Source organism: Sediminibacillus sp. JSM 1682029, from assembly GCF_041366435.1.
GTDB lineage: Bacteria > Bacillota > Bacilli > Bacillales > Amphibacillaceae > Sediminibacillus > Sediminibacillus terrae.
Genome location: NZ_JBEWYY010000001.1, coordinates 107,279 through 120,839, shown reverse-complemented (window position 1 = coordinate 120,839; position 13,561 = coordinate 107,279). Strand labels below are relative to the sequence as shown.

The following is a 13,561-nucleotide window of genomic DNA, read 5'->3' as shown; positions in this document are numbered from 1 at the left end:
TTTTAAACAAAAAACGGACGAGTTCGCATGTGTGCCACTGCGAATCATCGTCCGTTTTTGTTTTGGTCTCGAAGTTTTATTCGGACCACCCTCGCTCACTCGGGTTTTTTCTTTAATCTTTCAATCAAGTCAGCTTCAGGAGTCACAAACAAGGTTTTCTGATTGTCATAGGTGACAAACCCGGGCTTTGCTCCGTTTGGTTTTTTGACATGGCGAATCAACGTGTAATCGACTGGGACCGACGACGAATGCTTCGACTTACTGAAGTTTGCTGCCAGTTGGGCCGCTTCATATAATGTTTCCTGACTTGGATGACGATCCCGGATGACCACATGGGAACCAGGTATGTCTTTCGTGTGAAGCCAAATATCATCTCGAGCAGCCACACGGTTGGTCAAGTATTCGTTTTGTTTGTTGTTTTTTCCGACAAGAAGCAGTGTGCCATCGCTTGCGTAGAACTGCTCCGGTTCCGGTTTTGCAGGTTTGTTGGTTTTTTTCTTTCGGGCAGGCTTGGATTTTAAGTAACCTTCTTCCCTTAGCTCCTGCCGTATTTCTTCGATATCTTGTTCTCTTGCCTCTGCGATTTGTTGCAGCAGATCATCAAGGTAGTCTATTTCCTGCTTCGCCTTGGAAATTTCTCCGAGGACTACTTGTCTGGATTTTTTAAGTTTTTGATAAGTCTTAAAAAGACTTTGCGCATTCTCGCTCGGCGTTTTATTTACATTCAATTCGATGGTGATTTTCTTTTGTTCCGGATCATAATAATCGATTACTTCTACTTGTTTATCACCTGGTTTAACCTGATGCATATTGGCAGTCAGCAATTCACCAAGCCGCTGATACTTATCGGCTTGTTCAGCCTTTTTCAGCGTTTGTTCATGTTTTTTGATTTTGCGGATGTTTTTATCCCGTTCATTTTTTAAAAAACGTGAAAGGTCTCCGGATTGTTGCTTTACACGATCTCTTTCTGCTTTTCCGGAATAAAAAATATCCAGCATTTTACTGACTGAGTCACAATGGACAGGTTCACCATCTTTAGACTCCAGCAGTAACACATAGAAATCCTCTTTGTTTTCACGATAAATCACAGGTCGATAATGGTGGTGTATCAGTTTATCCTGTATAGCTGAAAAAACCTGCCTGAAAGCATCGCTTCCACCCAGTCCGGACCGATAGACGATTTCTTTAGCAATCACCGGGGAAAAGCCTGTGAATTGATTCACTATTTGCTGATCCAGCCTGCCGGAGTTAAAGTCCAACTTTCGGACAAACGATTCCGGATCCAGTTCAACTGGGTTGATTTTCCCCTGGTCTGGAGGGAGTTTGTAAAGACTTCCTGGCATGATCGTCCTGTACCGGTTTTGTGCGGGAGGTACGTGCTTGATACTGTCTTGGATGACTTGTTTTTCTTTGTCGATCAGCAATATATTACTGTGTTTTCCCATTACTTCGATGATCAATGTTTTCTCTGTCTCGTCACCGAGTTCATTTTTTCCTCTAAAATGAAACATGACAATTCTTTCATTTTCATATTGAACGATATCTTGTAAAAATCCTCCGGATAAATGCTTTCTTAACAGCATGCAAAACATGGGAGGGGTTTTCGGATTCTCGTACACATCGTCCGTCAAATGAAATCTTGCATAACTAGGATGGGCGGACAGCAGCAATGATTTATTGCTTCCGTTGCTTCTGATCGTGAGAATCAGTTCTGTTTCGGTTGGTTGATAAATTTTAAGTAGCCGCCCTGCTGCCAGTTGATTGTTTAATTCGCGTACAGCAGCCCGAGTGACTATTCCATCAAAAGCCATGGAATCACCTCGTCCGTAATTATAGCATTTTTTTGGACGAGTCTGAATACATATACAACAGACAGACTAGGACATGGAGGAATGTGATGTGAAATGGTACCAATTAAAGGCGGAAGAAACAGCCCGCAAACTAGGAGTCGACCTTGAAAAGGGGCTTTCAAACCAAGAAGTTGAAAGTAGAAGAAGAAAAATGGGAGCAAACGTACTTGAAGATGAAAAACAGACTTCGTTATTGCTGGTTTTTCTGAAACAATTTCAGGATTTCATGGTGTTGGTATTACTAGCCGCAACCCTCATATCCGGTTTGCTAGGAGAATATATTGATGCAATAGCTATCATGATCATCGTGTTGATCAATGGGTTGATCGGATTTTTCCAGGAACAGCGTGCTGAAAAATCACTTGCCAAGCTAAAAGAGCTCTCAGCACCGTTGGCTCATGTGAAAAGAGATGGGGAGTGGGTGAAAGTCCCGTCAAAGGACGTAGTCGTAGGTGATCTGATCAAAATTTCGAGTGGAGATCGTGTGCCGGCGGATGTGCGTCTGACTAAAGCGAGCAGTCTTGAGTTGGAGGAATCGGCATTGACAGGCGAGTCACTCCCTGTAGCTAAAATGGTCGACCCGCTCGGACAGCATCAGTTAGAGCCCCAGGATCAACGTAACATGTTGTTCATGGGAACACTTTCCAGTAGGGGCAGCGGTGAAGGAATAGTGGTCGGAACAGGTATGAATACCGCCATGGGTCAGATTGCCTCTTTATTAGTGAAAACGGAACAAATGGCGACCCCGTTGGAGAAAAAGCTCGCTGAATTGGGGAAATTGCTGATAATCATTGCCTTATTACTGACGCTGTTCGTTGTATTGATTGGAGTCTATCAGGGCCATCCGCTATATCAAATGTTCCTGGCAGGTGTATCTTTGGCAGTTGCAGCGATTCCGGAAGGGCTTCCGGCGATTGTTACGGTGGCATTGTCATTGGGAGTGCAGCGGATGATCAAACGGAAAGCGATCGTCCGGAAGCTTTCGGCTGTAGAAACATTAGGAAGTGCATCGGTCATCTGTTCAGATAAAACGGGTACTATGACGGAAAACCAGATGACGGTAAAAGAAATTTTCACCCCGGGCCACTGGTATCATATTACAGGAGAAGGATATGACACCAATGGGTCTTTCTACGAAAACGACAGGGAAACCCTTCCTGACCAACTCCGTTCAATGTTGCTATATGGTACATTGTGTAATCATGCATCCCTGGTACAGAGGAAAGGTAAATGGGGAGTTGATGGGGATCCGACAGAGGGCGCTATCCTGGTGGCCGGCCGCAAAGCAGGCATTACGGACGAAACGCTTGCTTCCTTCAAAATCATTAAAGAAATTCCGTTCGATTCGGACAGGAAGCGGATGACTGTTCTAGTCGAAGATGAAAAAGGAAACAGGTTTTCCATTACGAAAGGCGCTCCCGATGTTTTAATGGCCCGGACGGCATTTATAGTTGATGGTCAACGCAGGGCAATGAAAGCGGCTGATCAGACGAAAATCGAGCAGGCGGTTGCCGCGATGGCAGGAAAAGCGCTCAGGACAATCGCAATTGGTGTGAAATCAGTTCCTTCCGGTCAGACACCGGATGATTTCAGTCTGGAAAAGGATTTAACTTTACTTGGTGTAACCGGGATGATTGATCCCCCGCGAAGAGAAGTGAGAGGGGCAATAGCGGAGTGTAAACAGGCAGGAATAAAAACGGTGATGATCACTGGCGACCATGCCCTGACAGCCAGAGCGATAGCCCGGGATTTAAAACTCCTTCCTGCCGGTGGACAAGTGCTGGAAGGCAGTCAACTTAGCAACATGACAGAAGAGCAACTGAGCGATGTGATTGACGATGTATATGTGTTTGCCCGGGTGACCCCTGAGCATAAGTTGAAAATTGTGAAAGCATTCCAGAAAAAAGGACATGTCGTGGCGATGACTGGAGACGGAGTAAATGATGCTCCAGCGATAAAAGCGAGCGACATCGGTATCAGTATGGGAAACAGCGGAACAGATGTAGCAAAAGAAGCATCCGCACTCGTTTTGCTGGATGACAATTTCGCCACTATTAAATCTGCCATCAAGGAAGGGCGCAATATTTACGAGAACATCCGGAAATTTATCCGATACTTGCTCGCTTCCAATGTCGGGGAGATACTTGTAATGTTATTTGCGATGTTGTTGGCTTTGCCGTTACCACTCATACCTGTTCAAATTCTTTGGGTAAACCTGGTTACCGATGGCTTGCCTGCAATGGCCCTTGGTCTTGATCAGCCTGAGCAGGATGTCATGCGCAGAAAACCTCGAAGTCCCAGGGAAGGAATTTTTTCAAGAGGACTGGGGTTTAAAATCATCAGCAGGGGGTTGTTGATCGGCTTGGTGACACTGGTTGCCTTCATGACCGCCTATCAAGACAATCCTGATAACCTGCGGTATGCACAGACAATGGCTTTTACTACGCTGGTTATGGCTCAATTGATACATGTGTTTGATTGTCGTTCGGAGCGATCTGTCTTTTCCCGGAATCCATTCCAGAACATTTATTTAGTCGGTGCGGTGATTTCTTCGATGTTGTTATTGCTAGTCGTATTATATTTTGAACCACTGCAGGAAGTGTTCCATACAATGGATCTGTCCTTGAAAGATTGGATCCTGATCCTCGCCTTATCAGCAATACCGACAGTAGTGTTCGGTTTCTCCAAAAAGTAAAAAAACAAGGCCCTGATGTTAAACGAGGTCACTGAAAAACTGAAGGTCTTTGAAAAGTAGAATTTTAAAAAAGCGGTCTGTATGGAATTTAATTTCCATACAGACCGCTTTTTATCTAATTTCAAGTGATTTGTGCCCTCTATTCCTTCATTCGTTTAACGATTCGTTTCACATTAGCTGTGAAAATCGCCATCGCGCCTTGCATGCGCATGCCTTCGAGACCCGAAGATGAGGCCGTGCCCGCGGCAAGCATCCATCGATAAGCGATTCATGAAAATCAACAACAAACTTTAAAATCTCTTCTAGGTTAGAAAGGACTTTTTCAGTGGCCTCGGTTAAACAAGGGTCTTGTTTTCGTTTGTTGTATGGGATTGTCTCTCCTCTCTGTAACATTTTTCGTTTACCTGAACCGCGAAGCAGCTATAGAGGGGGATATATTCAATCGATACACCGGTACAAAATGATTGCTTGTTACGTGCTGCAGGTTGTTTTAAGAGAATTTCAATTGAATGCGAAGGTGTGTGTTTCTCTGTAAAATGATGGTTTGAAGCGCCGGGCTTTGCAAACGAAAAGGGAAACCTTCCTGCAAAAATGTCCTTTGTAAAAATAATTTTTAAGAGGGAAGAACCTGGTTGTATAGGTCAAAAGGGCTTAGTTGATAGGCAGAATCACCAAAGTTTGTTATGATGAACGAGGATTGTACAGATTGTTGGAATATTTCATCCATAGTATAAAGGCGGGATATCGATGGTCCGTAGTATGACAGGGTACGGTAGAGAGGTATGCACCATTGATCGAACGGGAATTACTGTAGAAATAAGAAGTGTCAATCATCGCTTTTTAGATATTTCGCTCAAAATTCCCCAGTCGCTTTTGTTTTTGGAAGGCACCATAAAAAAAGCGGTGAAGGGGTACTTCAGTCGGGGACGCGTCGAAGTGCACATTCATCTGGACGAGGAGGGTTTGATGAAGAGGAACCTATCCGTCGATTGGGAATTGATGGGTCAATACATAAATCATCTGAGAGAGATAAAAGAGAGGTATCATTTGTCTGGTGATATCCCTTTGGAATTGGCAGCCGGCCATGCTGAATTGTTCCGGATCGAAGAAGAAAGAAAGGAGCAAGGCGGTCTGTCAGAAGCTATCATTGAAACGATAGAAAGAGCCTGCGGCCTGGTTTGCGAGATGAGAAGCAAGGAAGGCGGTCAATTGGCAGAAGACATGCTCTTACGCATGGAAAACATTAAAAAACTGTCAAAATGGTTGGGAGAACGCAGAGATATTGTTATAATGGAGTATCGAGACAGGATAATCAACCGGATTCAGGGTTATTTAGACAAGGATGCCAAGGATGATGCGAGAATTATTCAAGAAGCTGCCTTGCTTGCGGAGAAGGGGGATATCACAGAAGAGGTGACCAGGCTCTTAAGCCATGTCGACCAATTCCGGCTGACGATTCTACAACGGGAACCAGTCGGCAGGAAACTTGATTTTATCCTACAGGAAATGCTCCGGGAAACGAATACAATCGGCTCTAAATCAAACGATGTACAAATTAGCGAAAGGATAGTCGATTTGAAAAGTGAAATAGAAAAGGTGAAGGAACAAACACAAAACATTGAATAATCCTTCGGTAGTTTGAATATCGGTCTGAAAATCGAAAATTATGTCAGTCTGGGCGGAGAGCCTGGAATTTAGGGGGAACACATGGTGAGCTTGCGATTGATAAATATTGGGTTTGGCAATGTGGTGTCGGCGAATCGGATTATTTCGATTGTATCGCCTGAATCAGCACCAATCAAAAGAATCATCACGGTAGCGCGAGACAATAATAAGTTAGTGGATGCCACGTACGGACGTCGTACTCGGGCAGTTATCATTACAGACAGTGACCATGTTGTGTTGTCTGCTGTGCAGCCTGAAACTGTCGGGCAGCGGGTGATCAGTAACGATGAGATTTCGGATGAATAGGTAGGAGGAAGCGTTTTGATCAAAGAGAAAGGGATATTATTTATTTTGTCAGGTCCTTCTGGTGTAGGAAAAGGAACAGTCAGGAAGGCATTGTTTGACCGGGATACGGAATTGAAGTACTCCATTTCCATGACTACACGTGGAAAGCGTGAAGGTGAAGTGGAAGGAGTCGACTATTTTTATAAGTCCAGAGATGAATTCGAGGAATTGATCAATGGAAACAGACTGTTGGAATATGCGGAATACGTCGGCAACTATTATGGGACACCTCGAGATTATGTAGAGGAGACCCTGGAATCGGGGAAAGATGTCTTTTTGGAAATAGAAGTCCAAGGAGCACTTCAAGTAAAAGAAAACTTCCCGCAAGGGGTTTTTATCTTTTTGTTTCCTCCGAGCCTGGAAGAATTGGCAAATAGAATCATCAATAGAGGAACAGAAACAAAAGATATTGTGAATAACAGATTGACAGAAGCAAAAAAAGAAATCGAAATGATGGATGCGTACGATTATGTTGTGGTAAACGACCAAATCGAGAATGCAGTAGATAAAATTCAAGCTATTGTAAAGAGTGAGCATTGCAAACGCGATCGCGTAGCGAAACAATATAAAAAAGTACTGGAGGCTGAACTAGGATGATGTTAGAACCGTCAATCGACGCACTGCAGGAGAAAATCAATTCAAAATACACGTTGGTGACATTATCTGCACGGCGGGCAAGGCAAATGCAGGAAACGAAAAGTTACATGGTAGATAAGCCTAAATCAAATAAGTACGTAGGTATTGCCTTGGAAGAGATTCAGAATGAAAAGCTCACTTTCAGCCGGGAAGAGGAATAGGCAGTAATCCATCCCGGTATGTTATCAGTTTTTCTTCCTGTCAGGAGGAAACCACAACCCGCCCTTGCTGCGTTCCGGCTGCAAGGGCTTCCTTTTTTTCAAGACAGAGCACTGCTGTGATTAGCGAGGAAGACCACTTATGGAAAACTTGCTGTATCAACACCTTGCTTTCATTGATGAAAAAGAAAAGGACAAGAATGTCGAGTAATCGATCTGTTAAAATGGATCAGCACAATGTGTTGCATGAAAGGGGATAACCATAATGGTTAAGGGGAAGAAAATCGTATTGGGTGTCACAGGCGGTATTGCTGCATACAAGGCATGCACACTTACAAGCCGGCTGACCCAGGCAGGTGCTGATGTGAAGGTGATTATGACAGATAGTGCTGTCAAATTTGTCTCACCATTGACTTTTCAGGCGCTTTCACGAAATCCTGTCTTTACGGATACTTTCGATGAAAAAGATCCGGCGAAAATCGCACACATAGATCTGGCCGACTGGGCAGATCTAGTATTGATAGCGCCTGCTACCGCCAACATAATCGGGAAAATGGCAAATGGACTGGCGGATGATATGCTGTCCACGATAATGCTGGCTACACAAGCTCCTGTTTACATTGCTCCTGCCATGAATGTCCACATGTATGCCCATCCGGCGGTTGTTGACAATATGAAAAAGCTGGAAGGTTGGGGATATAGGTTCATAGAACCAGGAGATGGTCTGCTTGCATGCGGTTATGTAGGAAAAGGGCGTCTTGAGGAACCGGACGCGATTGTCGAAGTACTAAAAAATGATCTGGAGCGACAAACCGTTGCACCGATTTTGAAAGGCAAACGGGTCTTGGTTTCGGCTGGACCGACAAAAGAAAAAATCGATCCGGTACGTTACTTCACCAATCATTCATCAGGGAAAATGGGCTTTGCCATCGCCGGCGAAGCGGCAAAAATGGGGGCGGAGGTGACATTGGTATCTGGACCGGTGAGCCTGGACACCCCTTCTGGCGTTCACAGAATCGATGTAGAAACAGCTGAGCAAATGTATCGGGCAATGATGGATCAGTTTGATGGAAAAGATATCGTCATTAAAGCTGCAGCTGTCGCTGACTATCGTCCGGCGACTTCCTATGATGACAAAATGAAAAAGAAACCAGGCAACTGGACTATCGAAATGGAAAGAACCGCAGATATCCTGAAAGAGTTAGGAAAAAGGAAACAGGATCAGTACCTGGTGGGATTTGCCGCAGAAACAGCAAATCCATTGCAATACGGGAGAAAAAAACTAGAAGCGAAAAACCTGGATGCTATTGTCGTCAACAATATCAAAACAAAAGGTGCAGGATTCGGAACAGATACCAATGAAGTTACCTATATTAACCACCTGGGTTTAGAAAAAACGATAGAACTTGCCGGAAAAACCGAAGTGGCCGGTCAAATACTCCATTTGATTTCTACAGCATTGAAGGATGAGAGCCGGTGAACATTGCCAAAGTAGTAGTAGATGTACCAGCTAGTCAAACCAATCGTTTATTCGACTATCTAGTTCCGAACCACCTCATCGGCACTGTCCGCCCCGGTATGCGCGTTGTCGTGCCGTTTGGTCCCAGGAAAATCATGGGGTTTGTCTTGGAATTGACAGACCGGTCTGAATTTGACAAGCTGAAAAAAATAAGCGATGTAATGGATGTCATCCCCGTGTTGACGCCGGAACTGTTGGAGCTTGGAAAATGGATATCGGAAAAGACGCTCAGTTTTTATATTTCTGCTTACCAGGCTATGCTGCCGCAGGTTTTGAAAGCAAAATACAAGAAAGAATTGCTGCGGTTGACAAACGAAGAACTGCCCGATCTTTTAGAGGAAATCTTTGCCCATCGCGACACCCTGGCTTATGAAGAGTTTATGGAAAGGCAGGGAAATCTGGCGGCATTACAAAAAGCGATACAGGAAGGGCTGATTGAAGTCCGGTATCTGGTGAAATCCAGAGAAACCAAAAAAACAGAAACGATGATCAAAGCTATAAGGGACTCCATGGAATTGGAAGCTGCGATAGCGGAGCTTCCTCCGCAGGCTTCCAAGCAAAAAGAAATCCTTTCCTATATGGCCGAAGTTTCAGAACCCGTAAGTCAGAAAAAACTGTGTTCCTCACTGCATACAACTAGAGCACCCATCAAACAGCTAATCGAGAGGGGATTGCTCACTGACTACCAGGAGGAAATTTATCGAAACCCTTACGAGGATGAAAATTACCAACGGACGTTTCCTTTACAACTGACAGAAGAACAAGCTGATGCCATTGATCCGATTCAACAAGACATCGCCGAAGATGAGCATGATGTATTTTTGTTGCATGGGGTTACCGGAAGCGGAAAAACAGAAGTTTATCTTCAATCAATTCAAAAAGTGATAGAAAAAGGGAAAGAGGCAATCGTATTGGTACCAGAAATAGCCCTTACACCGCAGACAGTACAGCGGTTTAAGGGACGGTTCGGCTCTAACGTGGCTGTGCTTCACAGTGCGCTTTCGGCAGGTGAGAAGTTTGACGAATGGCGAAAGATCCAACGTAAAGAAGTGCAAGTTGTCGTCGGCGCTCGCTCGGCTGTGTTCGCTCCTTTCGAAAATCTCGGGATCATTATCATCGATGAGGAACATGAAACAAGTTACAAACAGGAAGATCATCCCAGGTATCATGCCAGAGATGTCGCCATTTTCCGGGGCGCCCACCACAACTGTCCTGTAGTCCTTGGAAGTGCGACACCGCTGCTGGAAACCTATGCCCGTGCACAGAAAGGCGTTTATCAGTTGCTGACCTTGAGCAAGCGGATGAACAATGCAAGCATGCCAACCGTGGATTTAGTGGATATGCGCCAAGAACTCCACGCGGGAAATCGGTCGATGTTTTCCATGAGGTTGAAAGAAGCGATAGAAGATAGACTGGAGAAAAAAGAGCAAGTTGTCCTGTTTTTAAACAGGCGTGGTTACTCGACCTTTGTGATGTGTCGTGATTGCGGGCATGTTGTCGAGTGCCCTCACTGTGATATAGCACTGACCTATCACCGCAAAAATGAAAGGTTGAAATGTCATTACTGCTCTCATGAAGAACCGATGCCCGTTCAGTGTCCGTCCTGTCAAAGCGAAACCATCCGTTATTTTGGAACTGGGACTCAAAAGGTAGAGGAATCTTTGACCAAACTAATTCCTCAAGCACGGATCATCAGAATGGATGTAGATACTACCAGAAAGAAAGGGGCACACGAAAAGCTGTTGAATCAGTTTGGCAACGGTGAAGCAGATATTTTGCTCGGAACGCAAATGATTGCAAAAGGACTGGATTTTGCCAATGTCACGCTAGTAGGTGTACTGGCTGCTGATTCGTTGCTCCATCTCCCGGATTTCCGTGCCGCCGAGAAAACATTTCAACTTTTGACTCAGGTCAGCGGCAGGGCTGGTCGACATACTTTACCTGGAGAAGTGGTCGTCCAGACCTATACACCGGAACATTACAGTGTCGAGCTGGCCAGCCAGTATGACTATCCAAGCTTCTACCGAAAAGAAATGGAGATGCGCAGAGCTTTTCATTATCCGCCATATTTTTTCTTGACCTTGATAACAGTCTCACATCCAAACCAGGTGAAAGCAATTGAAGTCACTAAGAAAATCACACTGCTGTTGAATAATGCGTTATCTCCTCAAACTTCGATTTTGGGGCCTACACCTTCACCACTGACAAGGATCAAAGATAGATATCGTTATCAATGCATGATAAAATACAGAAATGAACCAGGCCTAGGTAAGTCTATCCGGAAAATTCTAGCAATGTTCGAAGAAGAAATCAGACAAAATGATTTATTGATCAACGTAGATATGCAACCCTATCAATTAATGTAGAGAGGAGACTTACATGAAACGGATAATTTTTATGGGTACTCCGGATTTCGCTGTTCCAGTCTTGAGGCAGCTTGTCGAGGACGGTTATCAAGTTGTCTTGGCTGTGACACAGCCGGATCGCCCAAAAGGAAGAAAAAAAGTGATGACACCCCCGCCGGTAAAAGTGGAGGCGGAAAGCCTCGGGATTCCCGTCTATCAACCGGAGAAAATAAAAAACGAGTACCAATATGTGCTGGACCAGGACCCAGACTTGATTGTGACGGCTGCTTTTGGGCAAATTTTGCCGAAACCCCTTTTGGATTATCCAGCCTATGGTTGCATCAATGTCCATGCCTCGTTACTGCCTGAACTGCGTGGTGGAGCGCCGATCCAGTATGCTATACTTCAAGGCAAAACAGAGACGGGAATAACCATCATGTACATGGCAGAGAAGCTGGATGCCGGTGCAATATTGACACAAAGCAAAGTGTCCATCGACAGGGAAGATCACGTCGGAACGCTTCATGACAAGCTCTCGGAAACCGGCGCCCGATTGTTGAGCGACACTATGCCAAAGCTCTTGGCAGGCGAGCTGCAAGCAGTTGAACAAGATGAAACGAAAGCGACCTTCGCTCCGAATATTAAACGGGGCGATGAAAAGATCGACTGGACAAAATCAATGATCGAGATTTACAACCAGATACGTGGTTTACACCCATGGCCAGTTGCTTTCACCACCTATGACAATCACATCATGAAAATATGGTGGGCGGAACCGGTCGACAGGTCTTTCGATGGCGAACCAGGCGAAATTGTCGATTTAACCGACGACGGCATGTTTGTGCTATGTGGCGACAAGCAGGCTGTAAAAGTGACCAGCTTGCAGCCCGCCGGAAAAAAACGTATGGATACAGGAGACTTTCTCAGGGGGACTGGCAGCAATATCAAGTACGGGGACAAGTTAGGAGAAGAAAATGGCTAAATATCAATTGCGAATAACTGCCCTCGAAATTTTGGTAAGGGTGGGAGAGAAGGGTGGATTCAGCCATTTACTGATCGACCAGGCCATACGAAAGCAAAAATTCGATCAGAGGGATGAAGCCTTGCTTACAGAAATCGTTTATGGGACTATACAACGCAAACTCACACTGGCTTATTTTTTGGATCATTTTCTGGACAGCAGAAAAAAAGTCGATGGCTGGGTAAGATGGTTGTTATATATGTCGATGTACCAGATGAACTACTTAAACAAAGTCCCGGATCATGCCATCATCCATGAGTCAGTCGAAATTGCCAAACAAAAAGGGCATAAAGGTATTTCTTCCTTTGTCAATGGTATCCTGCGAAGTGTGCAACGAAATGGTTTTCCCGATTTGACAGAAATCGAAGACCAGTCAAAAAAGCTTTCCGTCGAGACGAGCCATCCATTATGGCTTGTAGAGCGTTGGATCCACATGTACGGGTTCGATACTACAGAAAAAATGTGCCACTCCAACCTGCAGCATAAACCGATCAGTGTTCGTGTTCAACCATTGAAAATATCCAGGGAAGAAGCACTGAACCGATTGGAGGAAGAAGGATATCAGGCAGAGTCATCGATTTTTTCTCCACAAGGAATCAATGTATTGTCGGGAAACGTACTGAAAAGCAGCTTATTCCAAACAGGGATGCTTACTGTTCAAGACCAGACCTCGATGTTGGCAGCGGAAGTTCTGTCTGCCGGTCCCGAAATGATTGTCCTCGATGCATGCAGTGCACCAGGAGGAAAAACGACCCACATTGCAGAAAAAATGAACAACCGTGGAGAAGTCCATGCCTACGATCTTCATAGCAAGAAGGCAAAGCTCGTATCAAAACGGGCAATGGAATTGGATTTGACGATTGTCGAAGCAAAACAAGCGGATTCGAGGCAATTGGCGGAAGTGTATGAACCGGAACATTTTGACCGGATACTGCTGGATGCTCCCTGCTCCGGTTTAGGAGTATTGCGCGGCAAGCCGGACATCAAATACCATAAAAATGTGAATGATATCGAAACTTTGTCTGTCATTCAGCGTGAATTGTTGGAAAAGGTGTCCGCTTTGTTAAAAAAAGGTGGTAAACTGGTATATAGTACGTGTACTGTTGATAAAGCTGAAAATGAAGCTGTGATAAAAGAGTTTTTAGCTGGTCATGAAGAATTTCAAATCGACAGGGAATTTGTTGATGAACTGCCTCGAGATTTAAAAAATGGGGACGGTCTCAGTGAATGGGGGCTTCAAATTTTCCCTTACGAGTATGGTACAGACGGATTCTTTTTAACAAGACTTACAAAGAAGTAATCGATAAAAACTGGTTGCACGTTAGCT

General features: G+C 44.7%; 10 protein-coding genes. 9 read left to right on the top strand and 1 reads right to left on the bottom strand.

What is annotated here, in order from left to right; all coding sequences use genetic code 11:
• Window positions 1–95: 95 nt before the first annotated feature.
• Entirely contained in the window at window positions 96–1,811 is a 1,716-nt protein-coding gene (locus tag ABVF09_RS00600) for an Rqc2 family fibronectin-binding protein (protein ID WP_371068415.1), read from the bottom strand.
• An 88-nt stretch (window positions 1,812–1,899) separates the two neighbouring features.
• Here ABVF09_RS00600 and ABVF09_RS00595 point away from each other — a divergent pair, with 88 nt between their 5' ends.
• The 9 genes from ABVF09_RS00595 (at window position 1,900) to rsmB (ending at window position 13,534) form a co-directional block, all read left to right on the top strand.
• Window positions 1,900–4,545 (top strand): calcium-translocating P-type ATPase, SERCA-type, encoded by a 2,646-nt coding sequence (locus ABVF09_RS00595; RefSeq protein WP_153462528.1) that lies wholly within the window; start codon window positions 1,900–1,902, stop codon window positions 4,543–4,545.
• Between the two features lie 747 nt (window positions 4,546–5,292).
• Window positions 5,293–6,171 (top strand): YicC/YloC family endoribonuclease, encoded by an 879-nt coding sequence (locus ABVF09_RS00590; RefSeq protein ID WP_371068414.1) that lies wholly within the window; start codon window positions 5,293–5,295, stop codon window positions 6,169–6,171.
• 84 nt (window positions 6,172–6,255) lie between these two features.
• Complete coding sequence (gene remA, locus ABVF09_RS00585; protein WP_026570417.1) at window positions 6,256–6,516, top strand: extracellular matrix/biofilm regulator RemA; 261 nt, start codon at window positions 6,256–6,258, stop codon at window positions 6,514–6,516.
• A gap of 15 nt (window positions 6,517–6,531) precedes the next feature.
• A complete protein-coding gene (gene gmk / locus ABVF09_RS00580) occupies window positions 6,532–7,152 on the top strand; it encodes a guanylate kinase (protein ID WP_026570416.1) in 621 nt (206 codons plus the stop codon).
• Complete coding sequence (rpoZ, locus tag ABVF09_RS00575; protein ID WP_081704521.1) at window positions 7,149–7,352, top strand: DNA-directed RNA polymerase subunit omega; 204 nt, start codon at window positions 7,149–7,151, stop codon at window positions 7,350–7,352. Before gmk ends, rpoZ begins: the two co-directional genes overlap by 4 nt.
• 262 nt (window positions 7,353–7,614) lie before the next feature.
• The gene (coaBC, locus tag ABVF09_RS00570; protein ID WP_371068413.1) at window positions 7,615–8,829 is read left to right on the top strand and encodes a bifunctional phosphopantothenoylcysteine decarboxylase/phosphopantothenate--cysteine ligase CoaBC; all 1,215 of its coding nucleotides are present in this window, start codon (window positions 7,615–7,617) and stop codon (window positions 8,827–8,829) included.
• Entirely contained in the window at window positions 8,826–11,234 is a 2,409-nt protein-coding gene (priA, locus tag ABVF09_RS00565; protein ID WP_371068412.1) for a primosomal protein N', read from the top strand. Before coaBC ends, priA begins: the two co-directional genes overlap by 4 nt.
• A 13-nt stretch (window positions 11,235–11,247) precedes the next feature.
• Window positions 11,248–12,195, top strand: coding sequence for a methionyl-tRNA formyltransferase (gene fmt, locus ABVF09_RS00560; RefSeq protein ID WP_371068411.1), 948 nt, complete (start codon window positions 11,248–11,250; stop codon window positions 12,193–12,195).
• On the top strand, window positions 12,188–13,534 hold the full coding sequence (rsmB, locus tag ABVF09_RS00555) for a 16S rRNA (cytosine(967)-C(5))-methyltransferase RsmB (protein WP_371068410.1): 1,347 nt from the start codon (window positions 12,188–12,190) through the stop codon (window positions 13,532–13,534). The genes fmt and rsmB overlap by 8 nt, the downstream gene beginning before the upstream one ends.
• Window positions 13,535–13,561: the final 27 nt, after the last annotated feature.

Coding starts and splice junctions, on each gene's coding strand:
- ABVF09_RS00600 (WP_371068415.1), bottom strand. CDS start 1,811: ATGGCTTTTGATGGAATAGTCACTCGGGCTGCTGTACGCGAATTAAAC.
- ABVF09_RS00590 (WP_371068414.1), top strand. CDS start 5,293: ATGGTCCGTAGTATGACAGGGTACGGTAGAGAGGTATGCACCATTGAT.
- rpoZ (WP_081704521.1), top strand. CDS start 7,149: ATGATGTTAGAACCGTCAATCGACGCACTGCAGGAGAAAATCAATTCA.
- coaBC (WP_371068413.1), top strand. CDS start 7,615: ATGGTTAAGGGGAAGAAAATCGTATTGGGTGTCACAGGCGGTATTGCT.
- fmt (WP_371068411.1), top strand. CDS start 11,248: ATGAAACGGATAATTTTTATGGGTACTCCGGATTTCGCTGTTCCAGTC.
- rsmB (WP_371068410.1), top strand. CDS start 12,188: ATGGCTAAATATCAATTGCGAATAACTGCCCTCGAAATTTTGGTAAGG.